Origin of the sequence: Pseudomonas sp. B22129 (genome assembly GCF_044218875.1) — a bacterium.
GTDB lineage: Bacteria > Pseudomonadota > Gammaproteobacteria > Pseudomonadales > Pseudomonadaceae > Aquipseudomonas.
Map to the genome: position 1 here is coordinate 192573 of NZ_CP162592.1, position 24079 is coordinate 216651.

At 61.0% G+C, this 24079-nt stretch carries 24 protein-coding genes; 9 read left to right on the forward strand and 15 right to left on the reverse strand.

What is annotated here, in order from left to right; all coding sequences use genetic code 11:
- Positions 1 to 41 precede the first annotated feature (41 nt).
- Together AB4P94_RS00880 and AB4P94_RS00885 are read right to left on the reverse strand one after the other, a co-directional pair.
- Positions 42 to 452 (reverse strand): HPF/RaiA family ribosome-associated protein, encoded by a 411-nt coding sequence (locus tag AB4P94_RS00880; RefSeq protein WP_110623033.1) that lies wholly within the window; start codon positions 450 to 452, stop codon positions 42 to 44.
- 213 nt (positions 453 to 665) lie between these two features.
- Positions 666 to 1613 (reverse strand): LysR substrate-binding domain-containing protein, encoded by a 948-nt coding sequence (locus tag AB4P94_RS00885; protein ID WP_395609020.1) that lies wholly within the window; start codon positions 1611 to 1613, stop codon positions 666 to 668.
- A gap of 137 nt (positions 1614 to 1750) precedes the next feature.
- Here AB4P94_RS00885 and AB4P94_RS00890 point away from each other — a divergent pair, with 137 nt between their 5' ends.
- The 3 genes from AB4P94_RS00890 to AB4P94_RS00900 all read left to right on the forward strand — a co-directional run bounded on the left by AB4P94_RS00890 (position 1751) and on the right by AB4P94_RS00900 (position 5070).
- Entirely contained in the window at positions 1751 to 3127 is a 1377-nt protein-coding gene (locus tag AB4P94_RS00890; protein WP_395609021.1) for an L-serine ammonia-lyase, read from the forward strand.
- 61 nt (positions 3128 to 3188) lie between these two features.
- Entirely contained in the window at positions 3189 to 4475 is a 1287-nt protein-coding gene (locus AB4P94_RS00895; protein ID WP_395609022.1) for a serine/threonine transporter, read from the forward strand.
- Positions 4476 to 4752: 277 nt separating this feature from the next.
- Entirely contained in the window at positions 4753 to 5070 is a 318-nt protein-coding gene (locus AB4P94_RS00900) for a DUF3509 domain-containing protein (RefSeq protein ID WP_395609023.1), read from the forward strand.
- Here AB4P94_RS00900 and AB4P94_RS00905 read toward each other — a convergent pair.
- Positions 5067 to 5555: a phosphate-starvation-inducible protein PsiE gene (locus AB4P94_RS00905; RefSeq protein WP_176994956.1), complete on the reverse strand. Its 489-nt coding sequence runs from the start codon at positions 5553 to 5555 to the stop codon at positions 5067 to 5069. The genes AB4P94_RS00900 and AB4P94_RS00905 overlap by 4 nt on opposite strands.
- A 248-nt stretch (positions 5556 to 5803) precedes the next feature.
- Between AB4P94_RS00905 and AB4P94_RS00910 the strand changes: the two genes are divergently transcribed.
- Positions 5804 to 6064 carry a YebG family protein gene (locus AB4P94_RS00910; RefSeq protein WP_003188807.1) on the forward strand — a complete coding sequence of 87 codons (261 nt, stop codon included), beginning with the start codon at positions 5804 to 5806 and terminating at the stop codon, positions 6062 to 6064.
- Between the two features lie 55 nt (positions 6065 to 6119).
- On the opposite strand, the gene AB4P94_RS00915 is transcribed toward AB4P94_RS00910, so the two are convergent.
- Positions 6120 to 7139 (reverse strand): Glu/Leu/Phe/Val dehydrogenase dimerization domain-containing protein, encoded by a 1020-nt coding sequence (locus AB4P94_RS00915; RefSeq protein WP_395609024.1) that lies wholly within the window; start codon positions 7137 to 7139, stop codon positions 6120 to 6122.
- Between the two features lie 187 nt (positions 7140 to 7326).
- On the opposite strand from AB4P94_RS00915, the gene AB4P94_RS00920 reads away from it, so the two are divergent.
- Positions 7327 to 8130 (forward strand): SirB1 family protein, encoded by an 804-nt coding sequence (locus AB4P94_RS00920; protein ID WP_395609025.1) that lies wholly within the window; start codon positions 7327 to 7329, stop codon positions 8128 to 8130.
- A gap of 38 nt (positions 8131 to 8168) precedes the next feature.
- Here the strand turns inward: AB4P94_RS00920 and AB4P94_RS00925 are convergent, their stop codons facing one another.
- The 4 genes from AB4P94_RS00925 to hmgA all read right to left on the reverse strand — a co-directional run bounded on the left by AB4P94_RS00925 (position 8169) and on the right by hmgA (position 12903).
- Positions 8169 to 9539, reverse strand: a complete 1371-nt coding sequence (locus tag AB4P94_RS00925) for an MFS transporter (RefSeq protein WP_395609026.1) — start codon at positions 9537 to 9539, stop codon at positions 8169 to 8171.
- Between the two features lie 142 nt (positions 9540 to 9681).
- The gene (gene maiA, locus AB4P94_RS00930) at positions 9682 to 10317 is read right to left on the reverse strand and encodes a maleylacetoacetate isomerase (RefSeq protein WP_395609027.1); all 636 of its coding nucleotides are present in this window, start codon (positions 10315 to 10317) and stop codon (positions 9682 to 9684) included.
- A 12-nt stretch (positions 10318 to 10329) separates the two neighbouring features.
- Positions 10330 to 11616: a fumarylacetoacetase gene (gene fahA, locus AB4P94_RS00935; RefSeq protein WP_395609028.1), complete on the reverse strand. Its 1287-nt coding sequence runs from the start codon at positions 11614 to 11616 to the stop codon at positions 10330 to 10332.
- 3 nt (positions 11617 to 11619) lie between these two features.
- Positions 11620 to 12903, reverse strand: a complete 1284-nt coding sequence (gene hmgA / locus AB4P94_RS00940; RefSeq protein ID WP_395609029.1) for a homogentisate 1,2-dioxygenase — start codon at positions 12901 to 12903, stop codon at positions 11620 to 11622.
- A gap of 120 nt (positions 12904 to 13023) precedes the next feature.
- Between hmgA and AB4P94_RS00945 the strand changes: the two genes are divergently transcribed.
- Entirely contained in the window at positions 13024 to 13803 is a 780-nt protein-coding gene (locus AB4P94_RS00945; RefSeq protein ID WP_395609030.1) for an IclR family transcriptional regulator, read from the forward strand.
- Position 13804: 1 nt separating this feature from the next.
- Here the strand turns inward: AB4P94_RS00945 and dacB are convergent, their stop codons facing one another.
- The 7 genes from dacB to AB4P94_RS00980 form a co-directional block, all read right to left on the reverse strand.
- Positions 13805 to 15256: a D-alanyl-D-alanine carboxypeptidase/D-alanyl-D-alanine-endopeptidase gene (gene dacB / locus AB4P94_RS00950; protein WP_395609031.1), complete on the reverse strand. Its 1452-nt coding sequence runs from the start codon at positions 15254 to 15256 to the stop codon at positions 13805 to 13807.
- Between the two features lie 227 nt (positions 15257 to 15483).
- On the reverse strand, positions 15484 to 17898 hold the full coding sequence (locus AB4P94_RS00955) for a TonB-dependent siderophore receptor (RefSeq protein WP_395609032.1): 2415 nt from the start codon (positions 17896 to 17898) through the stop codon (positions 15484 to 15486).
- 108 nt (positions 17899 to 18006) lie between these two features.
- Positions 18007 to 18942 (reverse strand): glutathione S-transferase family protein, encoded by a 936-nt coding sequence (locus AB4P94_RS00960; RefSeq protein ID WP_395609033.1) that lies wholly within the window; start codon positions 18940 to 18942, stop codon positions 18007 to 18009.
- A 74-nt stretch (positions 18943 to 19016) separates the two neighbouring features.
- A complete protein-coding gene (locus AB4P94_RS00965) occupies positions 19017 to 19289 on the reverse strand; it encodes a GIY-YIG nuclease family protein (protein WP_395609034.1) in 273 nt (90 codons plus the stop codon).
- A 36-nt stretch (positions 19290 to 19325) separates the two neighbouring features.
- Positions 19326 to 19796 carry a nuclear transport factor 2 family protein gene (locus tag AB4P94_RS00970; protein WP_395609035.1) on the reverse strand — a complete coding sequence of 157 codons (471 nt, stop codon included), beginning with the start codon at positions 19794 to 19796 and terminating at the stop codon, positions 19326 to 19328.
- A 324-nt stretch (positions 19797 to 20120) separates the two neighbouring features.
- Positions 20121 to 20756, reverse strand: a complete 636-nt coding sequence (locus tag AB4P94_RS00975; protein WP_395611410.1) for a response regulator — start codon at positions 20754 to 20756, stop codon at positions 20121 to 20123.
- Between the two features lie 179 nt (positions 20757 to 20935).
- Entirely contained in the window at positions 20936 to 21673 is a 738-nt protein-coding gene (locus AB4P94_RS00980; RefSeq protein ID WP_395609036.1) for a response regulator, read from the reverse strand.
- Between the two features lie 416 nt (positions 21674 to 22089).
- On the opposite strand from AB4P94_RS00980, the gene AB4P94_RS00985 reads away from it, so the two are divergent.
- From AB4P94_RS00985 to AB4P94_RS00995, 3 genes are read left to right on the forward strand one after another with little or no spacing between them, the layout of a single operon-like run.
- Positions 22090 to 22716 carry a DUF1120 domain-containing protein gene (locus AB4P94_RS00985; RefSeq protein WP_395609037.1) on the forward strand — a complete coding sequence of 209 codons (627 nt, stop codon included), beginning with the start codon at positions 22090 to 22092 and terminating at the stop codon, positions 22714 to 22716.
- Between the two features lie 40 nt (positions 22717 to 22756).
- Complete coding sequence (locus AB4P94_RS00990; RefSeq protein ID WP_395609038.1) at positions 22757 to 23371, forward strand: DUF1120 domain-containing protein; 615 nt, start codon at positions 22757 to 22759, stop codon at positions 23369 to 23371.
- 35 nt (positions 23372 to 23406) lie between these two features.
- A complete protein-coding gene (locus AB4P94_RS00995; protein ID WP_395609039.1) occupies positions 23407 to 24027 on the forward strand; it encodes a DUF1120 domain-containing protein in 621 nt (206 codons plus the stop codon).
- The last annotated feature ends 52 nt before the right edge of the window (positions 24028 to 24079 follow it).

Here is a 24079-nt window from a genome sequence, read left to right on the forward strand (position 1 = left end):
TAAGCAGGCCCGTTCCTATGGGTTGAAAAAACTGTCAGCTATCAGCTGTTAAGCGCAGCCTGTTCGTTTTCCAAAAATTCCTCTTCAAGCTCGGCCTCGTCAGCCTTGGTGTTCGGCAGGCTCTGGCCGGCGGCGCGTGGCTTGCCGCGCAGTTTGCCGTACAGATGCTCCAGCGCATGTTCCAGTTTGGTGGCCGCACCGTCGATCGCCTGTTCCAGGGTATCGGCCTTATGCAGTACCGAGAGCGGTTGATGGCCTTTTGGCCGTGCTTCCAGGCGGCAACTTAGATCATGGGGGCCCGGCTTGTCGCCGTTCTCATCTTTCAGGTAGACCTCAACGCGGGTCAGGTCTTCTTCATAACGTTCGAGCGTGCTCTCAATGGTGGTACGTACCCACTCCTCCAGTCGGATGCTGCTTTCAATATGGTTATCGCTATTGACTTGGATTTGCATAGTTCTTCCCTTATTTCAGCTAGCTCGCCAGAGGTCACAAACTGCAACACCGGGGTGGTGAAACCATGACCTCTTGATTACACAATTGAGCACTCGCTGAAACAATTCAACCCCTTTGCAAAGATAAATCATACATTACAAATTAAGTCTGACTACGAGCAAAAACGCTGTTAGGGTGGGGAGTTAGTTACATCTTCTTACGCCCCGCGAACCTCATAATTGCCCCTCTCCCAACGGGTGCAATCCGCGAAAGATCCCTGCTTCCTCCACCAGCCAGTCGTGCACCGCGCGCACGCCCGGGTGACTCAACGCGCCCGGCGCATACAGCAACACGTAGCGTTTGTGGTTGGGCACGGCCAGGCCGAACGGCACGATCAAGGTGCCACGCTCCAGCTCATCATTGAGCAAGGTGCGCCGCGCGATGGCCACGCCCATGCCGGCGATGGCGGCCTCGATGGTCAGATGATTGCGGTTGAACGTGTGGCCGCGCCGAACATCCGCACCGTGATAGCCGATGGCATTCAGGTAAAACTCCCACTCCGCATATTCATAACTCCCACGCCAGGCGGTGATGTCGTGCAGCAGCGGGAAATGCACCAGGTCAGCCGGGCCGTGCAGCGGCGGGCGACCACGCAGCAGGCTCGGCGCGCACACCGGGAAAATTTGCTCATCGAGCAACGCCGTGGATAACAGGCCGGGGTAGCTGCCGTCGTTGAGGTCAATCGCCAGGTCGAAGTCGCCTTCATGCAAGGCGATGCTGCTGTCTTCGGCCACCATGCGCAGCTGGATATCCGGAAAGCGTTGCTGCAAACGTGGCAAACGCGGGGTCAGCCACTTGCCCAGAAAAGACGGGATCGAGCGCAGGCGCAAGGTGCCGCTGATCATGCCCGCATCCAGTCGCTGGAGCTCCGCGTCGATGCTGCCGTAAGCCTCGCCGACCGTCGCCGCCAGCCGCTGCCCCTCAGCACTGAGCTCCACCCCGCGCGCGCGCCGATGGAACAAACGAAAGCCCAAACGCTCCTCCAACTGGCGGATCTGCTGGCTCACCGCCCCCGGCGTGATGTGCAGTTCTTCGGCGCAACGGGTGAACGACAAATGCCGCGCGGCACAGGAAAAAACGTGCAACCAGACATATGTCTGGCCATGAAGGGGCCGGGTCATAGCGTTTAGTCCTGCTAAAGGGTGTCTTAGGATAATTCGTTGGTCAGTGCCGTTCCAGAGGCTCAGTATCGCGCCAATTCCGCTCGCTCTACAAAACATGGCAGCGATTTTTACTCCATTGCTTGTAAGGCTTTAGCATGGCTATCAGTGTTTTCGATCTATTCAAAGTCGGCATCGGCCCTTCCAGCTCCCACACCGTCGGTCCGATGCGGGCGGCGGCGACCTTTGCTCAGGCACTGACAGACCAGAGTTTGCTGGCCGATACACACCGCGTCGAAGTGCGTTTATATGGCTCGCTGTCCGCCACCGGTGTCGGCCATGCCACCGACCGCGCCTGCGTGATGGGCCTGATGGGCGAATGGCCGGATCAGGTCGACCCCACCTCGATCAACGCACGCATCCAGCAACTGCGCGAGTCCGGCAAATTGCTGCTCGCAGGCCGCCAGGAAATTGCCTTCAACTGGCACAGCGACCTCCTGCTGCTGGACGAAAGCCTGCCCTACCACCCCAACGCCATGTCCCTGCACGCCTACGGCGAAAACGGCCTGCTCAGCGAGCAAACATACTACTCGGTCGGCGGCGGTTTCATCATCGAAGCGGCAGAAGCCGAATCGGGGGTTGCGCCGACCAGCGACGTGCAATTGCCCTACGACTTTTCCAGCGCCGTCGAACTGCTGGCCCTGTGCAACAAGCACGGCCTGCGGGTTTCCGAGCTGATGATGGCCAACGAACGTGCGTGGCGCAGCGATGAAGAAATCCGCAGCGGCCTGCTGCACATCTGGTCGGTAATGCGTGAATGCGTGGAGCAAGGCCTGCGCGATGAAGGCATCTTGCCGGGCGGTTTGGATGTGCCGCGCCGAGCGGCAAAATTGCACCGCAGCCTGTTGGAAATCGGCAAACCGAATGTGATCACCTCGACCCTGTCGGCGATGGAGTGGGTCAATTTATTCGCCCTTGCCGTCAACGAAGAAAACGCCGCCGGCGGGCGCATGGTCACCGCGCCGACCAATGGCGCGGCGGGGATCATTCCGGCTGTTTTGCACTACTACATGAAATTCAACGTCGACGCGTCCGACGATGACGTCGTCAATTTCTTCCTGGCTGCTGCCGCCGTCGGCATCCTCTGCAAGAAAAACGCCTCGATCTCCGGTGCCGAAGTCGGCTGCCAGGGTGAAGTCGGCTCGGCCTGCGCCATGGCCGCGGCGGGGCTGGCGGACATTCTGGGCGCCACGCCGGAACAACTGGAAAACGCCGCCGAAATCGGCCTGGAACACAACCTGGGCCTGACGTGCGACCCGGTGGGCGGCCTGGTGCAAGTGCCCTGCATCGAGCGCAATGCCATCGCCGCCGTCAAGGCGATCAACGCTACGCAAATGGCCCTGCGCGGTGACGGCAAACACTTCATTTCCCTCGACCGGGTGATCCGCACCATGCGCGATACCGGCGCCGATATGCATGACAAATACAAAGAAACTTCACGGGGCGGCCTGGCGGTCAGCTGGGTGGAGTGCTGATCGGAGCACCTCTACCCGCCCCAACGTGAGCCCGCGCAAAAATAATAACGAGGCAATACCGATGACCGATGTACGTACACCTGCTGCCGAAAATCCGTCTGTAGAGAACACCGTTACCACTGGCTGGACCCAACACGACACCACCTGGATGCTCGGCCTCTACGGCACCGCCATCGGCGCGGGCACCTTGTTTCTGCCGATCAACGCTGGCGTCGGCGGCTTCTGGCCGCTGATCGTACTGGCGCTGCTGGCCTTCCCGATGACGTTCTTCGCCCACCGCGGGCTGACACGCTTTGTGCTATCAGGCAAATCCGGCGACATCACCGAAGTGGTCGAAGAACACTTCGGCGTCGGCGCGGGCAAGTTGATTACCCTGCTCTACTTCTTCGCAATTTTCCCGATTCTGCTGGTGTACAGCGTGGCGCTGACCAACACCCTCGGCAGCTTCATGGAACACCAACTGCACATGGCGCCGCCGCCCCGCGCGATCCTGTCGCTGGTGCTGATCCTCGGCCTGATGGCCATTGTGCGGTGCGGCCAGGGCGTAATCGTCAAGGCCATGAGCGTGCTGGTGTATCCGTTCGTCGCAGCCCTGCTGTTACTGGCCTTCAGCCTGATTCCCAACTGGAACGGCGCATTCTTTGCCTCCGCCGGCGACGGCATGCCCCTGCCGCTGTTCTTCAAAACCCTGTGGCTGGCGATTCCGGTGATGGTGTTTTCCTTCAACCATTCGCCGATCATCTCCGCCTTCGCCGTTGACCAGAAGCGCGTATACGGCGCAGCAGCCGAGCGCAAAAGCAGCGGCATCCTCGCCACCGCCCACGGCATGATGGTGTTGACCGTAATGTTCTTCTGTTTCAGTTGCGTGCTGGCGTTGTCGCCCGCCGACCTGGCAGCCGCCAAGGCGCAGAACATCTCGATCCTGTCGTACCTGGCCAACCACTTCCAGACCCCGGTGATTGCTTACGCCGCGCCGTTGATCGCACTGGTGGCAATTACCAAGTCCTTCCTCGGCCACTACATCGGCGCCAGCGAAGGCTTTCAGGGCTTGATCGTCAAAACCCTGCGCGGGCGTAACCGCTCGATATCTTCCAAATGGCTGGAACGCTGCACCGCATTGTTCATGGTGCTGACCTGCTGGGCCGTGGCGACCTTCAACCCAAGCATTCTGGGCATGATCGAAACCCTGGGCGGGCCGATCATCGCGTGCCTGCTGTTTCTGATGCCGATGTACGCGATCCGCCGCGTGCCCTCTCTGCGCCAGTATTCCGGCCAGGTGTCGAATGTGTTTGTGGTGGTAATCGGGCTGATTGCGCTGTCTGCGATCGTTTTTTCTGTGTTGCCCTGAAACAAAGCACATAGCTAAAGAAAAACACTGAACCAATGTGGGAGCGGGCTTGCTCGCGAATACGGTGTATCAGCTAATGAATACTTGGCTGAACGACCGCTTTCGCGGGCAAGCCCGCTCCCACATTGGCTCTCAGTGCCTGAGAGGTCTCTGTACGGCACGGCCCTTGCTGTACCGTTTGCGAGGGAAACGGAATTTGGCCGGTGGTCAGCAGACGCGAACTAATCCCGATACCGGTCGTCAATGACTGCAGGTTCTTATCAGGCGGTAACGCACCATGGACAATCCTTTTCAGATCATCACCGACACGTTCACGCCCACCTACCGTGTCAATTTAAGCATCCAGCGGCTGGACGGCAGCATCATGCTGACCCTCTCGGATGAGTCAGGCGTGGTCGCCAAACGCATGATCAGCGCCGAACAACGCAACGACCCGCAACGGCTCAAACGCCTGGTGCAAAGCATTCAATTCGGCATCGCCATCGAGCAGGGCCACAGCGCCATGGAAATCCTGGCGGTGATGACCGACGGCGACAGCCACAAACTCTTGCAGCCGCCACCGCCTCGCGTACTGCCCTTTAACGTCGGGCTTTAAAGCTCGCCCTTCTCGGTCTCCAGGCTCGCCTCGCCCTTGCGGCGCGGGCCTTCAACCTTCACCGAGGGGAACGCCGACGAGGCGTAACGCACCACCAGAATCGAAAACGCCAGCAGCAGAATGCCGCCGCACAGGTAGATGATCCCGATGTCGGGTGGGTTGTGGTGCGACACGTTGGAGATCAGCAGGCGTGTCAGCGCAGTGATCGCCACGTAGATCAAAAAGCGCACCGGCATGTGGTTGGTCTTGAAGTAAATCCCGACCATCGCGCCCAATTCCAGGTAGATGAACAGCAGCAAGATGTCATCGATCTTGATGTGCCCGTTCTCCAGCATCCCCAGAAATTCCATCACCGCCGCCCAGGCCGTCACCGCACCGATGGCGAACAACGCCAGGTAATGGAACGACTCGACAAACAGGTTGCCCAGGGATTCGGCCAGTTCATGCACGTTCTGGCGCAGCTTTTCGGCCCAATTGATTTTCACGATGATGCTTCCTTAGGTCGGCTCGACCGGATAATGCGGGGTGGACGTGACGGTTGTTCTGCATGCAGAAAAAAGGCCAGAGGACGGTATAAGATGGTGGCCGCGTGATATGAGGCACTGCAAACCTGTATTTACGGGCTACATTAAAAAACTGCTACCCAAACTCTGTGGTTTGGCTTACCCTTTTCACTGTATATGAATACAGTAGTCGCAAAAGACAACTATCGTGAAGGCATGTGAGGTGGTGAATGGCCGTCGAAGTGGTATACCGCAGCAGCCGAGATCTGGAGCGTTTGTTCATGGATAAAGCCGAAGCTGACCGTCATGACAAGATGCTTGAACTCGCTGAGTTGCTGGCAGAAGTGTTGCAAAAAGCCGTACCGTCCCTGAGCGAGCAGCAGGTGGAAGAAGCCGGGATCTACATGGCGAAGAACCGCGATGTATTTGCCAAGGCGTTCAAGAGCCAGCCGGACGCGTTGTCCGAGTTGCTGAACCCGGCGGCGGAATAAAGCCCGAATTGAACAGGCCCTGAGTCACTGACTCAGGGCCTTTTTAATGCCCGGGTTATTTGTAGAGCAGGCGTTCGGCCAACTCATCCGCCACCCGCGCGGGGGAGCGCTTTTCGGCTTGGGCGTGGGCGAAGATTTCCGTGAGCCGCGTGCCGATGTTCGACAGGTGCGCGGTGATGCCAGGCAGCTCGGCCCCGCCATGCTTGAGGGCGACGTAGATCAGGCCACCGGAGTTGATCACGTAGTCCGGGGCGTAAAGGATGCCGCGCCCTTCCAACTGATCGGCGATGTCCAGGTTGGTCAATTGCGCGCTGGCCGAACCGGCCACCGCCGCACACCGCAGCTGGCCGACGCTGTGACGGTTGAACACCGCGCCAAGACCGCAGGGCGCCAGGATGTCGCAAGGCGTGCTGAGCAAGGCATCATTGGCGATGGGGTGCGCGCCCAGTTGCTCCATGGCCAGTTGCACCTTGCCGTGGTCGATATCGCTGACCAGCAGCTCGGCCCCCGCCGCGTGCAGTTGCTCGGCCAAGGCGTAGCCGACGTTGCCCAGCCCCTGCACCGCCACGCGCAAGCCTTCGAGGTTGTCGCTGCCCAAGCGGGCCATGGCGGTGGTGCGGATGCCGGTGAATACACCCATGGCAGTGTGGGAAGACGGGTCACCGGCGGCGGTGGTGCTGGTGACAAAGCGCGTGTGTTGAGCGATGCAATCCATGTCCGCCACCGATGTACCGCTGTCGATGGCGGCGATGAAGCGGCCGTCAAGCTTCTCAATGCAGCGGCCAAAGGCTTCAAACAACGCCGCGCGGCTTTCCACGTGCACCGGCCGGATGATCACCGCTGTGCCGCCGCCTATCGGCAAACCCGCGAGCGCGGCTTTGTAGCTCATGCCTTGGGCCAGGCGCGCGGCGTCGGCCACGGCACTTTCATCGTCGGGGTAGGAAAGGTAGCGGCAACCACCCAAGGAAGGGCCCAGGCGGCTGTTGTGGATGGCTATGACCGCCTTCAGCCCGGTGATCGGGTCGACGCTCAGGTGCAGCGATTCAAGGCGGGTGCTGTGCATGAGAGCAAACATCGTCAAGCTCCCGAATCACTTCTGGTAGAGGCCCAAGTATAGGCTTGCGGCAGAAAACTGCCGAAGCGCGCTGGAATAAGCCGCCCGGTTTCGCAGGCTGCGCGACATAAGAAGGTGGGATGTTTCTTAAGATGCTGGACGAAATTTCACAGCAAGGCTAAAACGGGGGCATCCGCCGGAGAATGCAATGAATCCCCGCAAAGCCTTTTTCGCCTGCCTGGAACGCTCCCCCCCTGCGCTGTTTGAAGCCGCGCTGTGGATTGCCGCTGAACACGACCCAAGCGTGCAGCCGCTGCTGATCCTGCAAGGCTTGGTCGTGCTGCAACAACAGGTCAGCGTGGGCATGCCGATGCTCCCAGCTGATGAACTCGGCCAACCGCTGCTGCGCCGCCTGAATGACCTGGGGTTCGCCCAAGACGACTTCACCCCGCTGCGCCCCGCTGCCGCCCTGCTCGACAAAGTATTGCAGCGCAAACGCGGGCAGCCTCTGGTCATGGGCCTGATTGCGCTGGAGATGGCGCGACGCCTGAATATCCCGATGGTCGGTGTGAATTTCCCCGGCCATTTCCTGCTGCGGGTCCCCGGCGCCGATCACTTGCTCGACCCCTGCGGCGGGCGGCGCCTGTACCCCAATGACTGCCGCGAGCTCCTGCACCGGCAATACGGGCCAAACCTCAAATTGCAGGCCGACCACCTGCTCACCGCCGAACCCCGCGCGATCTTGCAGCGGCTGTCACGCAACCTGCGCCAACTGCACCTTTCCAACGACGCTCCGCTCGATGCGCTGGTCGATGCTGAACGCGTGCTGGAGCTGGGCAACGCCAGCGCCGCCGACTACCTGGCGCGCGCCAGTTTGTACCAGCGCCTGGACTGCCCGAACGCCGAGCGCTTCGACCTGGAACATGCCTTGCTGCTCAGCGAAGACCCGATCCAGCGCCTGCGCCTGACCGAGCGGCTGGGGCATCTGCCGCCCAACTCAGTGGTGCACTGAAAAGTGGGAGCTGGCTCCCACATCTGATCTGCAGTGAATCAGTGAGGGGACGGTGCCTTGAGAATATCACCGTGCAGTGGATTCTGCGGCGCCTCGTGCCCCGGTGAACGCACCTGAATAATCAACAACGCCGCCATCACCGCCGGAATCGCACAGAAAAAGAAAATCTGCTCCACCGGAATATGCATCGCCAACAGCATGCTGCCAAACAGCGGCCCCAGGATCGAGCCGAATCGCCCCACGCCCAACGCCCAGCCTGTGCCGGTGGCGCGTACGTGTGCCGGGTAGAAGTTGCTGGCGAAGGCATTGAGGGTCAGTTGGCCACCAATGATGCAGAACCCGGCCGCAAACACGCACGCCACCAGATAACGCGGGTTATCGTGGTTCAGGCCGAGCAGAAGGGTGCATACCGCAGCAGCCGCCAGCACGCCGGACAACAGCCGTACCTTGCTTTTCAGGCGGTCGGCGAACCAGGCCATGCCGATGGCGCCCAGGGTGCCGGCGAACAGGAACATTGAGGTCACAAGGTTGGCTTCCTTCAAGGCCAAACCGCTTTCCAGCAGCAGCGACGGCAGCCAGCTGATCATGAAATACAGCAGGATCAGGCTGACGAAAAAAGTCGCCCAGAGCAGCAGCGTCGGGCGCGCATAGCCATGACGAAACAGCTCCACTACCGTCAACTTGCTGCCCTGTTCCTGCCGGTTTTCAGCCTCGCTCGCCAGCGGCGGCTGCCAGTCAGGCAGCATGCGCGCCGTGACGTTGCGCAAACGCACATACGGCGGTGTATCTTGCAGCAAACGTGGCAAGGATTCCGGCAGCAGCCACACCAGGAATGGGAATAGCAGCAACGGCGTCACACCCCCCGCCAGGAACACTGCCTGCCAGCCGTAACCCTCGATAAACCCTGCGGCCACAAAGCCACCTGCCGCACCGCCGAACGAAAAGCCGCACGCCGCCAACGTCACCATCAGCGTGCGCATTCGCGGCGGGGAATATTCGGACATCAGCGCCATGGCACTCGGCATTGCGCCGCCCATGCCGATACCGCAGATAAACCGCGCGGCCATCAACGTGGTCAGGGAGTTGGCGAACACCATCAGCACGGTGAGGCTGGCGTAGATCAACACGCAACCGAGCAGGATGCGCCGCACGCCAAACCGGTCGGCCAATGGCGTTACCAGCAGCGAGCCCAATGTCAGCCCCAGCAGGTTGGCGCTGAACACCGGGCCGAACGCGGCTTTTTCCAGGCCCCAATCCTTGGCCAATGCCGGCACCACATAACCCAGCACCTGAGCATCGTAGCCATCGGTTACCAGCAGCAACGCCAGCAACAGAAGAATCAACCACTGGTAGCGCGACACTGGCCGGGCGTCGAGTGCCGCGCGAAAGCTGGCAATCTGATTGTGCATCGCGAGGTACCTTTGTTGTTTTTATTGGGGCAACGCGTTTCTAAAATGTGGGAGCGGGCTTGCTCGCGAAGGCGGTGGGTCAGTCAGTACATTGATCGCTGAGACGCCGTATTCGCGAGCAAGCCCGCTCCCACATTTAGATTCAGGGTGTGTCAGGTTGGTTGGCAGGGTGGGCCTGGATAAAGGCCGGATGCTGCGCCGCCAACGCCGCCACTCGCCCGATACGCGGGTAAGCCATCAACGACACCTTGAAGCGCTCCGCCGCATACAGCTGAGGGATCAAGAACGCGTCGGCCATCCCGGGCGCGTCACCGAAGCAGAAACCTTCATCGCCAATCAACTGCTCAACGGCACCCAGGCCCTGGCTGATCCAGTGCCCGATCCACTCCAGCAACTGCGCCTCATCGTGCCCCCACTGACGCAGCAGGTTTTGCGTGCTGGAGTTGTGCAGCGGGTGGATGTCACAGCCAATGATTGAGGCCACCGCGCGCTCATGTGCGCGGGTCGCCAAGTCTTTGGAGAGCAGCGGCGCCTGTGGATAACGTTCGTCCAGGTACTCAATGATCGCGGGCGATTGAATCAACAGCTCGCCCTCATCGGTACGCAGCGCCGGCACGCGGCCTTGCGGGTTGATCGCCAGGTAGCCCGGCTGGCGGTTGGCGCCGCCCGGCGGCACCAGCAGGTTGACCGGTAGCGCGTTGAAATCCAGCCCCTTGAGCGCCAGGGCGATACGCACCCGGTACGACGAGGTGGAACGGTAATAGGTATAGAGTTCCATCGCCCTGCCCTCTTAGCGCGCCGCGACCACGGTGCCACGGCATTCGCCGAAGCCGATGGACGCAAACCCTTCACGGCTGCAACGGGCGCGCAGGATGATTTCGTCGCCGTCTTCAAGGAACTTGCGCACCTCGCCGGAGGCCAGCTCGATGGGCTTTTTACCGCCCTCGGTGATTTCCAGCAGGCTGCCGAACTGCCCCGGTTGCGGGCCCGACAAGGTGCCCGAACCGAACAGGTCACCGGCCTGCAACTGGCAGCCGTTGACGCTGTGGTGCGCAACCATTTGTGCGACGGTCCAGTACATGTGCCCGGTGTTGCTCAGGGTCAGGCGATGGGCCGGCAGGTTCTGCTCGCGCATCGAAGCGGTGGTCAGCAGCACTTCCAATTCGATATCGAAGGCGCCGGTTTTCTGGTCACGGTTGTCGAGCAAATACGGCAGCGGCTGCGGGTCGCCTTCGGGGCGTGCCGGTTGCGCTTTGCGGAACGGCTCCAGGGCTTCGGCCGTGACCACCCACGGCGAAATGCTGGTGATAAAGCTTTTCGACAAAAACGGCCCCAGCGGCTGGTATTCCCAGGCCTGGATGTCGCGCGCGGACCAGTCGTTGAGCAGGCAGAAACCGGCGATGTGTTCGGCGGCGTCGCCGATGGCAATCGCGTCGCCCATGGCATTGCCCTGGCCGATCCAGATGCCCAGCTCCAGCTCGTAATCCAGCCGCGCACAGGGGCCGAAGGTCGGCTCGGTCTGCCCGGCTGGCAGCGTCTGGCCTTTAGGGCGACGCACTTCGGTGCCCGACGGGCGAATGGTCGATGCGCGGCCGTGATAGCCGATCGGCACGTACTTGTAGTTCGGCAGCAAAGGGTTATCCGGGCGGAAGAGTTTGCCGACGTTTTGCGCGTGCTCGATGCCGACATAAAAGTCGGTGTAGTCACTGATTTTCGCCGGCAAGTGCATCTGGCAATCGGCGGCGCGGTGCAGAACCTGCGCCTCGCGGGCGTGCAGCTTGCTGCCTTCGGCGAGCAGCTCCAGCAGGCGCTCGCGCAGGGCCACGCGCGGGCCACGGCCCAGTTCGAAAAAAACGTTCAGCTGGCCACCCGCGGTCGCTTCGACGGCACGGCGAGCCTCGCCTTCGAACTCATCCAGCGCGGCGTGCAAGTCGAGGATCGCGTCACCAATCGCCACGCCACTGCGCGGCGCCGAGCCGTTGATGCTGAACACGCCCAGCGGCAGGTTTTGCAGAGGAAAGTCAGCGTGACCGTTGGCGGAGGCTACCCAGCTGCGGGTCGGTGTGGGCTGAGTCATGGGTTATCTCCGGTTCGGGTTGAAGGTGGCGGGCAGTGAGGCCCAGCACGCGTCGTAGGAAGGTTGCAGTTGCGGGCATTCGAGGGCGAACTGCGTGGGGCGCAGCACCTGGCTGGTCTCGAACATGAAGGCCATGGTGTTATCGATCTTGTGCGGTGCCAGCTCCACGTTGATGGCCTTGGTGCAGGTCTCGCCATCCGGGCCGTGGGCGCTCATGCAACTGTGCAAGGAGGCGCCGCCGGGCAGGAAACCTTCGGCCTTGGCGTCGTACGCGCCGCTGATCAAGCCCATGTATTCGTTCATCAGGTTGCGGTGAAACCACGGCGGCCGGAAGGTGTTTTCAGCCACCATCCAGCGCGGCGGGAAGATCACGAAGTCGAGGTTGGCCAGGCCGTGGGTGCTGGTCGGCGAGGTCAATACGGTGAAGATCGATGGGTCCGGATGATCGAAACTCACGGTGCCGAGGGTGTTGAAACGGCGCAGGTCATATTTGTACGGCACGTTATTGCCGTGCCAGGCGACCACGTTCAACGGCGAGTGGTCGAGTTCGCAGGCCCACAGTTCGCCGAGGAATTTCTGCACCAGCGTCGTGGGTTGTTTCGGGTCTTCGTAGTGGGCAACCGGTGTGAGGAAATCACGCGGGTTGGCCAGGCCGTTGCTACCGATGGGGCCCAAGTCCGGCAGGCGCAGCGGCGCGCCGTGGTTTTCGGCAACATAGCCGCGCGCCTGGGCATCGAGCAATTCGACGCGGAATTTCAAGCCTCGCGGGAGCACCACAATTTCCAGCGGCGCCACTTCAAGCACGCCCAATTCGGTGGCGATACGCAGGCGGCCCTGCTCGGGAACAATCAGCAGTTCGCCGTCGGCATTGAAGAATACGCGCTCCATCGAGCGGTTCGCGCGGTAGTGATAGATGCTGATGCCTGAAGGTTTTTCCGACCCGCAATTGGCAACCATGCCGACAAGGCCGTCGATAAAGTCCGTCGGCTCGCTTGGAATTTCCAGCGGGTTCCAGCGCAGTCGGTTCGGCGTGACAGCGCCCAACGGCCCACCGGCCAGTTGTCGCTCAAGTTTTACAAAAGCCGGGTGATTGGCCGACGGCTGGATGCGGTACAGCCAGGTGCGGCGGGCTTCGCTGCGCGCCATGGTGAAGGCGGTGCCGGAGAACAGTTCGGTGTAGAGGCCGTAGGGGGCTTTTTGCGGGGAATTCTGGCCCACGGGCAGCGCGCCGGGCAGGGCTTCGCTGGCGAATTCATTGCCGAAGCCCGACAGGTATTCGAGGTTCATGGATCATCCTCTGTGCGGAAGTTGTTTTTATCGTAATCCAGTTACGCACAACGTAATTTGATCACTGTCGACCGTCAAGCTATAAAGACGCCCATTCATCTCTCGGATTCTCGCCCCTCCATGGAAAAGCCCCGCGACACCGGTAAACAGAAAGTCCGCTCGGCCGAAGTGGGCACCGATATCCTCAAGGCCCTGGCTGAACTGTCGCCCGCCACTTCGTTGTCGCGCCTGGCCGAACATGTGCAAATGCCGGCGAGCAAGGTTCATCGCTATTTGCAGGCGCTGATCGCTTCGGGTTTTGCCGAACAGAACACTGCCACCAACCATTACGGTTTGGGCCGCGAGGCGTTGCGCGTGGGTTTGGCTGCGCTGGGCAGCATGGATGTGTTGAAGGTCGGCGCACTGCCCCTGGCTGAGCTGCGCGATGAACTGAATGAAACCTGCTTCCTGGCCGTGTGGGGCAACCAAGGCGCAACCGTGGTGCACATTGAGCCTGCGGTGCGCGCCATTACGGTCGTGACCCAATTGGGTTCGGTGTTGCCCCTGCTCAGTTCGTCCACCGGGCTGGTGTTCAGCGCCTACCTGCCGTTGCGCGAAACCGTGGAGTTGCGCGAACGCGAGGTTCAGGCCGGTATCGCCCATGCCTTGGCGGACGACCAGGCCTACGCCACCGTCTGTGAACAGATCCGCAGCCGTGGCTTGCACTTTGTGCATGGTTTGCTGATGCCCGGCGTCGATGCGTTGTCGGCACCGGTGTTCAACGCGGTCGGGCAGGTGGCGGCGGTGATGACCGTGGTCGGCCCCACCTCACTGTTTCACGCCGATGAAGATGGCCCGGCGGCGCAGCAGTTGCTGGCAGCGACCCGGGCCGTGAGCTGGCGCATGGGCTATCAGCCCTGAATCAATCGTCCCAGCGGGACAGTGCGACTGCCACGCGGTTCTCCACGCCTTTGACCTGCGCACCCGCCACCACGTAATTGTTGGTGATCATCGAGAACACCAGCCGGCGCCCGTGGGCGTCGGTGATATAGCCGCTCAACGACGACACGCCGCCCATGGAGCCGGTCTTGGCATGCAGGTTGTTTTCAGCAGGTGTGCCGCGCAAGCGATAGCGCAAGCTGCCGCCGGTCATGCGGTCGGTATTGCCGGCAATCGGCAGCGCGTTGTACCAGGCGTTGAACCACGGCTGTTTGTTCGCCGCCAACAGCAGGTCAGTCAGGGTTTGTGACGACACCAGATTCAGGCGCGACAGGCCTGAGCCATCGACTTGATTCAGCGCCGCCGTGTCCAGCCCCTGACGCTTGAGAAACCCGGCGACCGCCACCGCACCCGCCGCCGCCGTGCCGCTGTTGGACGCCTTGCGCCCCATGGCTTTGAGCAAGGCTTCGGACATGTTGTTGTTCGACAGTTTGAGCAACGGCGTGATCAGTTCCTGCAACGGCGCCGACTGATGCTCGGCCAGCACGGTGACTGCCACCGGGGCTGCACCACCGATTATCCGCCGCCCGGACACGCTGATCCCCTGCTGCGCCAAGGCCTGTTCGAACAGGTTGGCGACCAACTGCGTCGGCTCCCACACACTGACCAATATCTGGCTCTGCTTGCCCGGTGCAACCGCGCCACTGAGTTGCAACAGGTTGGTGCCGTGACGACGGCTGACGCCGTAAGTGTTTCCCGGCCCGCTGATGGCGTGGTTGCTCAGTTGCAGGTAATCGGTGGGCGGGAAAATATCCACATTCACTGGCTGGCCGCCGCGCACCGGCGCCTTGGCCGTGACCAGCACGGTACCGGCGTCAAAATCGGTATTGGGTGACACGGTCAACGCGGAAATCTGCGCGCCGTAGTAGGTGCTTTCATCGTCGTGGGACCAGTCTACGCCCAACCGCTCGGCGTCAAACCAGGTGTCGTCGAATACCAGATCGCCCTGCACCTGGCGAATGCCCTGGCTGGCCAGTTGCGCGGCGAGTGCCTGGTAGTCGGCGAACTGGATGGTCGGGTCACCCAAGCCACGCAGGTAGAGGTTGCCGGTGAGGCGGTCGCCCTGATGGATGCCGTTGCTCAGCAATTGCGTGGCAAAGCGGTATTGCGGGCCCAGCACATCCATCGCGGCGGCAGTGGTCAGCAATTTGAGGTTGGAGGCCGGCACCAGCCGCGTGCGCGGGTTGTGTTGATAGAGCGTTTTTCCGCTTTGCGCATCGCGCACCATCAGCGAAACCGTGGCGCCGTGCAACGCCGGGTCGGCGAGCAATTGGTCCAGAGAGGTTGAGGTCGGTGAAACACTCGCGCAGCCTCCCAGTAAAAAACTCAAGCCCACCAGCATCGCGCCGGTGTGTATCCATTTACCCAACTGCATCAGTAACGTTTTCCCACAGAGCGTTCAGTGGCGGCAACGCTACCAGCTCTGCCTCCTTGTGGCGAGCGGGCTTGCCCCGCGTTGGGGCGCGGAGCGGCCCCTCTCAATGCCACCGCATTTTTCCAGGCATACCGCGCCGCCAGGTTTTAGGGCTGCTGCGCAGCCCGACGCGGGGCAAGCCCGCTCGCCACAGGAAGCCCGCTCGCCACAACAGCACCGCCGCCAGGTTAGAACGTGAGGGTACTGGACACCGACACCTGCCGCGCATCTCCGATCGACACAAACTGCGTGTTCACCGAAGAGGTGTAGTACGTGCGATCAAACAGGTTCTTCACGTTGAGCTGGAACTTGACCTTCTGCCCGTCGACTTTGGTGTCATAGCTGGCGAACGCATCGGCCACGGTGTAGCTCGGCAGCTCGAAGCTGTTCGCCGCGTCCCCTGCCCGCTCACCGACATAACGCGCACCGGCGCCGACACGCAGTTGATCGCCCCCCAGGATGCTGCCGAAGTCATACACGGCTGACAGCGACCCGGTATTTTTCGCCACGTTCTGCAGGCGGTTGCCCTTCAGCGTCGGGTCTTCGGTGACCTCGGCGTCGGTGTAGGCGTAGCTGCCGATCAAGCTCCATTTGTCAGTCAACTGGCCGCTGGCATCCAGCTCCAGGCCGCGCGAGCGCACCTTGCCCGCCACGCTGTAGACGGCCGCCAGACCGTCACCGACCTGCACCAGCACGTTACGTTTTTCGATGTTGAACAGCGCCGCGCTCGCGGTGATACGCCCCGGCATGTCGAACTTGGTGCCCAGCTCCCAAGCCTTGGATTGCTCCGGCTCGAGGCTGCCGTCCAGCACGCTTTTGTTGGCCAGTGGCGCGATGGTCGAGTTGGGTTTGAACGACTCGGTGTAGCTGCCGTAGAACGACAGTTCATCGGTGTAGCGGTACACCAGGCCCGCACGCGGCACCCACTTCTGGCCGTTGCCATCGGTGTTGGCCGTGAAGGGCACGCCTTTGCCGGCGTATTGGTCGTACATCTGGTAGCGCGCGCCGCCCACCAGAATCCACTGATCGTTCAGGTGAATGGCGTCCTGGAAGAACAGCGAGTCGCTGCGCAGCTGGTCCATCTGGTTGCTGTCCGGCGCGCTGACGTTGGTGCCCGCCACTTCGTTGCCGTACACCGGGTTGTTGTAGTTGAAGACACCCCGCGGCGCCTGGCGAATCAGGTCGGCGCGGTAGATTTTGCGGTACTCGTCGTCCAGGCCGAACACCAGATCATGCTGCATGCCAGCGGCATTGACCTTGCCTTCGAGGCTGGCCGTGGCGAAACGGTCGGTGGTCAGCGCGCCCTGGGTGCCGTCCATGCTGCGCGTCAGGGTGCCGTTGGTGTTGACCTTGACCACGCGCACCTGGCTGGCGTCATAAGTTTCGCGGTTCCAGCTGTAGCCGAAGTGGGCTTTCCAGTTGTCGTTCAAGTCGTGATCGACTTCCAGGCGGTACAGATCGGAGCGCCCTTCCATGTTGTTGAACGGCTCATCCAGACGGCGGGTCGCGGGGATGTTAAGCGGATGGTTGGTCTTGGGGTCGATGGCGGTGCCCCGGTCAAATGGCGAGAGAAACTCGCGGTGCTCATAGGCAAACACCACCTTGGTGGTGTCGCCGTACCAAGCCAGGGACGGCGCCACCAGGGTCTCGCGGTGGGTGCCGTAGTTGCGCCAGTAATCTTCGTCTTCATGGTCAACGATCAGGCGATAGGCCAAACCGCTGTCACCAATCGGCCCGGTGGTGTCAAGGTTGCCGCCGCTGCCGTTCTTGCCGTCACCAAACGTCGAACCGCGCGCGGTCAGGGAAGTGGACTGCACCAGCTCAGGCTTTTTGCTGACGATATTGACCACGCCGCCCGGGTCCTGAATGCCATACAACAACGACGACGGGCCCTTGAGCACTTCGACGCGCTCGGCGGTGGAGTTCAGCGCGCGCCCCTGCACCACGGGCATGCCGTCCTGCATGATCGAACCGTTACGGTTATCGCCAAAGCCGCGCAGCATCACCGCGTCCTGGGTGCTGCCGAGGGTGTTGGCCTGGGTGATGCCGCTGATATTGGCCAGGGCGTCATCCAGGTTACGCGGTTGCTGGTCGCGCAGCACTTGGGCGGGCACCACGTTGACGGTTTGCGGGGTTTCCAGCAGCAAGCCGTGGGAGCGCATCACTGAGCTGGTGGGCGGCGGCTGGTAGCTGGTGGTCTCCTGGGCCGGGTTGGCGCCGCTGATGGTGGTGGCACCGAGGTTGACCGCGCCATCAGTGGGCACCGGCTCCAACGCCAGGGTGCGGGCGTCGATCTGGCGGAAGGTGAAGCCCGAGTTGCCGAGCAGGCGTTGCAAAGCCTGGGTCGCGCTCATCTGCCCGCTGAGCGCCGGGGCGCTCAGGCCGTACGGCGCTTCATCGGTGTAGATCACGCTGATCCCGGTGACCCGGCTGAAATCAGCCAGGGCCTGGGGCAGCGGCTTGGCTGCCAGGGCAAAATTGAACTGGGCGCTTTGCTGCTCTTGCGCCTGCGCAATGCCCAGAGGCAGCAACGCCAGCCCCGACACTGCCAATACCGAGGCTCCCAGCCACTGTTTAACCCAACCGCCCGCCGTCGACTTCATGCTGTGAGAACCCGTGTAGAAAACGCTGTTAATGCGAATAGATCGCAGTTTCAAGCACTACACGGTTGGGCGGTGGATTTACCTCACCTCTTTTTGAAAATAATTTATTTATTGCGCCTGAATACGGAAACCGAAGCGTGGGAAATGCACGTGAACCGTGCCGCTGCGTTCGCCACTACGGCGCAGGATCAGTTCTTCGCGCCCGGCGAACAGCAACTCGCCGGCGATCGGATCGACACCGTAATCCGTCGCACTGACAGTGACCGGCTGACCGGCCTTGAAGCCATTCGGGTCGACGAAGACCTCATCCGGCAGAGGCGCCGGCGTGGCATTGCGCGCAATGTTCAACGCCTGTTCGGCACTCATTTCACTGGCGGTGCCATGGCCAAAGCCCAACACCCGGCCCAGCCAGGCTGATGCCGCCGGGTACTCGTCTACCAGCGGTGCGGTCACCGGCGAGCCTTTGAGAAACCACAGCGGGTGAGCCAGAGCAAAGTCGGCAATCGACGGCTCGCCAAACAGGAAATCGCCCGGCTCGTGCTGCAGTTGTTGCTCTACGCGCAGCATGAGCGCCGGCCATTGATGCCGCGCCAGCTCAGGCACAATTTTGCTCGCGGTGCCGCCGCTGAACAACCCGACGCGGTCGGCGGCCAATGCCTGCAATATTTCCGGTGGCAATTTCGCAAAGCGAACGGCCAGCGATTCCGGCTGGAACACCAGGCTCACGGCATGGTGAAACACCACGCTGTCGGCCCAGAAGGCAAACGCCTGGGTATTCATTTCCTGGCCGAGGGGAAACAGCGCCGGCGTGGCTTTTTCCTGTTCCAGACGACGGGCGATCAGCGCGGTGTCGCAATAGATATCCGCGCCAATCTGCAACACCGGCGTTTTGCGATAGCCACCGGTCAGTGCGGTGAGATCAGGTTTCGGCAGCATTGGCGGGATATGCACCGAGTGCCAGGACAGCCCTTTGAAACCCAGCAAAAGCCGGGCTTTTTCAGCGAAAGGGGATTGCGGGTAGTGGTGGAGGATCAACTCAGACATGCCAGGCTCCGCTCAAGAAATGAGCCGCTAGCTTAGCCTGCAAAACCACTCAGTGGTGCCGTGGAACCCATCAGTCAAATCGATGAGCCACTCGCCGCCAGACACTCCTTGGCACTCTTCTTCAGCTTCTTGATCAGCCGCTCCTGACGCAGTGCCTCGCCCTTGCTCGCGCACTGCTCGGTGTACACCAGCGCCACTGCGGGGCTGGACAGGAAGAACCGTGCGCCCTTACCGCTTTGGTGAGAAGCAAAGCGGCGCACCGGGTCATTGCTGATGCCGCAATACAGCGAGCCATTGGCGGCGCGCACCAGGTAGACGAACCAGGGTTTGGGGTCAGGCGTGGTCACGGGGGAATTCGGCACAGCAAAGGGGCGCCAATCTTATCAACGACTGGCCTGAAATGCCTTCAAGCCTTTGAGCGCCTGGGCGCGTACGGCGTTCTTCAACGCAGGCGACCAGCCCAGCAACAGGCCCTTGATGCCCAAGGCCTGCCGGGACCAACGCCACAGGTCGAAGTGGTCATGATGTTCACTGATCTTGCCGTCGCGAAACACAAACCGCGCGCCGATATCGTTGACCACCGTATTGCCAGTGGCGCTGAACAAGTACGTCGCCACCCAATGGGCGCTGCCTGTGGCGTCATCACTACGTACATGGTCGAAGGTCAGGGAGAAGTCTTTGGCGCGGGTAGTGAGCATGCGCCACATATCACCAGCGTCGCGCCCGCGCAGCTCACCGAAAGCCGGGTCGCTGAACACTACATCGTCGGTGTAGCAGGCGGCCATGGCTTCGGCGTCCAGGCGCTGGAAGGCCTCGTAGAAACGGTTGATCAGGGCGGTGTGGGCATCACTCATGGGCAGGCTCCGGGCGCTATTGTTATCCGGGTTGCACGATAGTCTGCAGCGGCTCACAACGCCATGCCCATTTGCGGCACAAATGAGCGGGGTGACGTTAGAGATACACCACGTCCAAGGTGGCGCTGTCGTTGATGGGGATTTCCCGGCAAATCAGCAAGAGGCGCTTATCGAAAACCGTGGTGCCGATAGCATTTCATAGTGTCTTGCAATAACTTTCCTGACATTCTCACGCGACTCCAGGACTAACGAACGCTCAACGGAGAATTCAATAACTCCACTTGCTCGATAACTCACTTACTCGACAACTCACTTACTCGACAACTAGGGCACCATTCCGACATCCCGCGCATAAGCAAACAAGTCCACGTCAGTTGATATACACAACCGATGCATCGCCGTACTCTTCTGCTTGCTGATCGTGGAAATACTGCGATTGACCCGTGCCGCAATCTGGCTCACGGTCATGCCGCTGGCGAGCATGCGCACCACTTCCTGCTCCTTGCCCGACAGCTGCGGTGCCTGGGTCGGTTGCGCCACACAGGCTTGATCGAGCTGCGCGCGCAGGCATTCACTGACAAACTCGCGCCCCTGAACGACCGTCTTCAACGCCTTGGGCAGCTCCCGGGCGGACGCACTCTTGGCAATCACCCCTCGCGCGCCATGGCTGAATGCCGCCCGCAAGGTGGCAATATTGGCGAACATGGTCACCAGGATCACCGGCACTTGTGGGTACTTACGATTCAATAAACCCAACAGCCCATAACCGTCGGCTTGATGATTTCCGGGCATGGCGAAATCAGTCACGATCACGTCACACGGTATACGGCCTACCAACTCCAGAAGTTGATCCGGGCCATCGGCCTCGCCCACTACCTTGCATTTACCATTGGCCTCGATCACCACTTTCTGACCTACACGAACAATAGGGTGATCGTCAGCAATAATGATGCGAATCATCGTTTTTTCCATGACGGCAATTTGAGATCGGCAAAATACCGCGATCATGTTTCTGCAACAACAGGTAATAAATCACTCTTCAACTAATCACCCCATATTTAAAGGGCACCATCTAAAACCTACAAAATTAAGAGAAATAACATACGGAAAAGTACTACATATCAAGCCGCTATATTCCTTCAAATACGCGTCAGATAATTCAGATACCTCTCCACCTCTTGGCGAAACTCATCCAACGCAGAGCGGTTCACGGCGACCCCCGTTGAATGCACATCGTTGATCAGCTCCATCGTGCTCGCCTCCAGGCCGGTGTCACCCAGAAATGCCATGCTGCCCACCAGACGATGCAGGCACTGCGTGACCATTCTTGCGTCCGGCGTAGCCCGGGCGTGAGCCAGCACAGCAAGGTCGGCATGGGTCTCGCGGATCAGGCTCACCAGCATCCGTTCCACGACATCCCAGGAACCAAAGGCCTCGATCAGGCTGGCGCGGCCCGGGAGCGCGCTGTTGCGTATCGGGATACCGCTGCCACACTTGCCGGCAACAGCGAAATACTGTGGCAACCAGCAACGCAGCACCTTGCGCAATTGCGCAAGCCCGATGGGTTTGACCAACCAGCCGTCCATGCCGCACGCCACGCATTGGCGGATACCCTCCGGCCCCAAGCTGGCGCTCAGGCCCAGCACCGTGATCGGCGGGCGGCCTTCGGCCTGCTCGCGGCGACGCAGTTCGCGGGTCAGGGCGTAACCATCCATGACCGGCATGCGGCAGTCGCTGAGCACCAAATCAAACGGCTCGGCCGCCAACGCCTGCAGCGCTTGCCGGCCATCGCTGCAACAAAGGTGAGCCACGCCGAGTTTTTCCAGCAGCGAGCCCAACAGCAATCGGTAGGTGTAATGGTCGTCTACCACGAGCACCCGAGCTTCACGCAATGCTCCGGGCGGATTTCGGTCTGGAAAGTAGCCCGGCATAGTGCCCTCTACGAGCGCTATCGGCTCACTCGTTTTTCGAATCAACAGGCTTGATCGAACTCAAATGAATGACTAAATGCCATTAAAGATCAGGAAAAATATCCGAACGAGTGGTTTAGAGCGATACAACAACTACGACAACTGCGCCTTGCCCTTCCAGATAACGTTTTTCTGATTAAACAAGCCCCTTTTGTCATTGCCACCCTGTCATTCGTATTAGTTGTATTTCCCCCTCGAGACGCCCCCGATAAATTCTTCCCCGCTTCTCCCTGAAGCGGCGCGTGCCCAAAACAACTCCAAAACCATGGGCAACTTCACCGCGCCACTCTGCCCTGTAGCCCTTGCATAGGAATTACGTTGTGATGAAAGACTGTTTCGCCGCTCTGGCCGGTGCGTTGTTGATCGCCCATGCCGCCGTGGCCCAGGCCGCCAGTTCAGTGGACGTGTCGTTGAAAGGCGCCATTACCCCGAGCGCCTGTAACCCCAGCCTGAGCGATGGCGGCCAAGTGGATTACGGCAAGATCGCGGCCAAGGACCTCTCCCCCACCGGCACCACTGTGCTACCACCGGTCACACTTGAACTGAATGTGGATTGTGAAGCTGCCACGTTGTTTGCGCTGAACGGCAGGGACAACCGTTTGGGGTCCTCCTACTTCTCCGCCCTGGACCACCTGTACGGTCTTGGCCTGGTCAACGGCAACGAAAAACTGGGCGGCTATCAGATCGGCGTATTCAACCCGGTGGCGGACGAACCCGTCGTCCCGTTGTTCTCCTTCGACGACGGCAAAACCTGGCTGGTGAATTCTTCGGGCAGCTACATGGGGCATCCCTACTTGAATGCCTTCGGCGATTCCCCCACACCCAAAGCTTTGCGCAACGTCAAGGTCGAGCTGCGCATCGCCACCGAAATCGCTCCTGTCAGAAACCTCACCCTGACCGAGGAAGTGCCATTGGACGGCTCAGCCACGCTGGACCTCATTTACCTGTAACACCTTGACCTCTGACCCATCCCCACAAGGACCTGTGCCCATGGATAAACCCACCCTCGCCTTCCTGCTGGCAGCCTTTGCGCCCGCCGCTTTGGCGGCCAGCAGCACCGACTTGAATGTCTCCGGGAGCATCACGCCCAGCGCCTGCGCGCCCGTACTGTCCAATGGCGGCGTGATCGACCACGGCAAAATGACCTCCAAGGATCTGCAGCCGACAGCGCCCACAAGGCTCAATCCGGCGGATATGCACCTTGAAGTCGTGTGCGAGGGTGAAACGTTTTTTACCCTGACCACCGTGGACAACCGCGCAGGCACGTCCGCCATCAACCCGCGGCACCACGGCCTGGGCCTGACCCCGGAAAAAGAAAAACTGGGCAGCGTGGCGTTTTCGCTGTTCGACCCGGTGGCCGATGAAAAGCCGGTCAAGGTCATCACGTCGAGCAATGGCGGAGCCAGCTGGGCCGCATCGATCTACCTGGGGCATGAGGCACTGACCTCGTTTGCCGCCCTCGACGGTCCCAACACGCCCATCGCCCTGAAAACCCTGAACGCACGTTTGCGCGCGTTCTCCATCATCGTGCCCGCCACCGACCTGACGCTGCTCGATGAAGTGCCGATCGACGGCCAGGCCACGTTGCAACTGAAGTACTGGTAAGCCGTTTTTTATTCCCCCCAGCTAGGAGCACCACCATGAAAACCCTCAACGCCCTGTTCACCACCCTGCTGCTCACTGGAGCGGGCAGCGCCATCGCCGCCTCCAGCGTGGACTTGACCGTGCGCGGGTTGATCACCCCGAGTGCCTGCGAGCCCACCCTCTCCGGCGGCGGCAATGTGGAGATCGGCAAGATTTCCGCCAAGGACCTCAAGGCCGACGAAATGACCCGGCTGGCAGAGCAAACACTACAACTGGCCGTGACCTGCGATGCCGCCACCCTGATGGCGATCGAGCCCAAGGACAACCGGGCGGGGTCGGCTTCTGAAGTAGACGACAGCGCCTTCGGCCTGGGGCTGGTCAATAGCAGCGAGAAGCTCGGCTTCTTCCAGATGATCGTGCAATCGCCGGTCGGTGACGGTACTGAATTGGGCCCAATCGTCTCCCGCGATGGCGGCCTGACCTGGACCCGCTTGATATTCCTGATCAACAACGGCATCACCTCCGTGGCCAACACCACCACCATCGCACCGGTCCCGGTGCAGTCACTGGTGACCGACCTGATCATCGCGCCCTTCATCGCTCCGGCCAGCAGCCTGACCCTGACCGAAGAAGTACCGATCGATGGCTCGGCAACCCTGACCGTCAAGTACCTGTAATGGAAAGCGGGCGCAGCGCACTGCCCTGCGCCCACCGCTGTTCTCACGGATG

What these genes read in the sequence shown, in the direction of transcription:
- AB4P94_RS00925 (WP_395609026.1), bottom strand. Translation starts at nt 9,539, where the DNA reads ATGCACAATCAGATTGCCAGCTTTCGCGCGGCACTCGACGCCCGGCCA.
- AB4P94_RS00910 (WP_003188807.1), top strand. Translation starts at nt 5,804, where the DNA reads ATGGCCGTCGAAGTGGTATACCGCAGCAGCCGAGATCTGGAGCGTTTG.
- AB4P94_RS00990 (WP_395609038.1), top strand. Translation starts at nt 22,757, where the DNA reads ATGGATAAACCCACCCTCGCCTTCCTGCTGGCAGCCTTTGCGCCCGCC.
- AB4P94_RS00995 (WP_395609039.1), top strand. Translation starts at nt 23,407, where the DNA reads ATGAAAACCCTCAACGCCCTGTTCACCACCCTGCTGCTCACTGGAGCG.
- AB4P94_RS00945 (WP_395609030.1), top strand. Translation starts at nt 13,024, where the DNA reads ATGGAAAAGCCCCGCGACACCGGTAAACAGAAAGTCCGCTCGGCCGAA.
- AB4P94_RS00895 (WP_395609022.1), top strand. Translation starts at nt 3,189, where the DNA reads ATGACCGATGTACGTACACCTGCTGCCGAAAATCCGTCTGTAGAGAAC.
- AB4P94_RS00920 (WP_395609025.1), top strand. Translation starts at nt 7,327, where the DNA reads ATGAATCCCCGCAAAGCCTTTTTCGCCTGCCTGGAACGCTCCCCCCCT.
- AB4P94_RS00960 (WP_395609033.1), bottom strand. Translation starts at nt 18,942, where the DNA reads ATGTCTGAGTTGATCCTCCACCACTACCCGCAATCCCCTTTCGCTGAA.
- AB4P94_RS00885 (WP_395609020.1), bottom strand. Translation starts at nt 1,613, where the DNA reads ATGACCCGGCCCCTTCATGGCCAGACATATGTCTGGTTGCACGTTTTT.
- hmgA (WP_395609029.1), bottom strand. Translation starts at nt 12,903, where the DNA reads ATGAACCTCGAATACCTGTCGGGCTTCGGCAATGAATTCGCCAGCGAA.
- AB4P94_RS00985 (WP_395609037.1), top strand. Translation starts at nt 22,090, where the DNA reads ATGAAAGACTGTTTCGCCGCTCTGGCCGGTGCGTTGTTGATCGCCCAT.
- AB4P94_RS00890 (WP_395609021.1), top strand. Translation starts at nt 1,751, where the DNA reads ATGGCTATCAGTGTTTTCGATCTATTCAAAGTCGGCATCGGCCCTTCC.
- AB4P94_RS00955 (WP_395609032.1), bottom strand. Translation starts at nt 17,898, where the DNA reads ATGAAGTCGACGGCGGGCGGTTGGGTTAAACAGTGGCTGGGAGCCTCG.
- dacB (WP_395609031.1), bottom strand. Translation starts at nt 15,256, where the DNA reads ATGCAGTTGGGTAAATGGATACACACCGGCGCGATGCTGGTGGGCTTG.
- AB4P94_RS00970 (WP_395609035.1), bottom strand. Translation starts at nt 19,796, where the DNA reads ATGAGTGATGCCCACACCGCCCTGATCAACCGTTTCTACGAGGCCTTC.
- AB4P94_RS00915 (WP_395609024.1), bottom strand. Translation starts at nt 7,139, where the DNA reads ATGTTTGCTCTCATGCACAGCACCCGCCTTGAATCGCTGCACCTGAGC.
- AB4P94_RS00900 (WP_395609023.1), top strand. Translation starts at nt 4,753, where the DNA reads ATGGACAATCCTTTTCAGATCATCACCGACACGTTCACGCCCACCTAC.
- fahA (WP_395609028.1), bottom strand. Translation starts at nt 11,616, where the DNA reads ATGACTCAGCCCACACCGACCCGCAGCTGGGTAGCCTCCGCCAACGGT.
- AB4P94_RS00880 (WP_110623033.1), bottom strand. Translation starts at nt 452, where the DNA reads ATGCAAATCCAAGTCAATAGCGATAACCATATTGAAAGCAGCATCCGA.
- AB4P94_RS00975 (WP_395611410.1), bottom strand. Translation starts at nt 20,756, where the DNA reads ATGATTCGCATCATTATTGCTGACGATCACCCTATTGTTCGTGTAGGT.
- maiA (WP_395609027.1), bottom strand. Translation starts at nt 10,317, where the DNA reads ATGGAACTCTATACCTATTACCGTTCCACCTCGTCGTACCGGGTGCGT.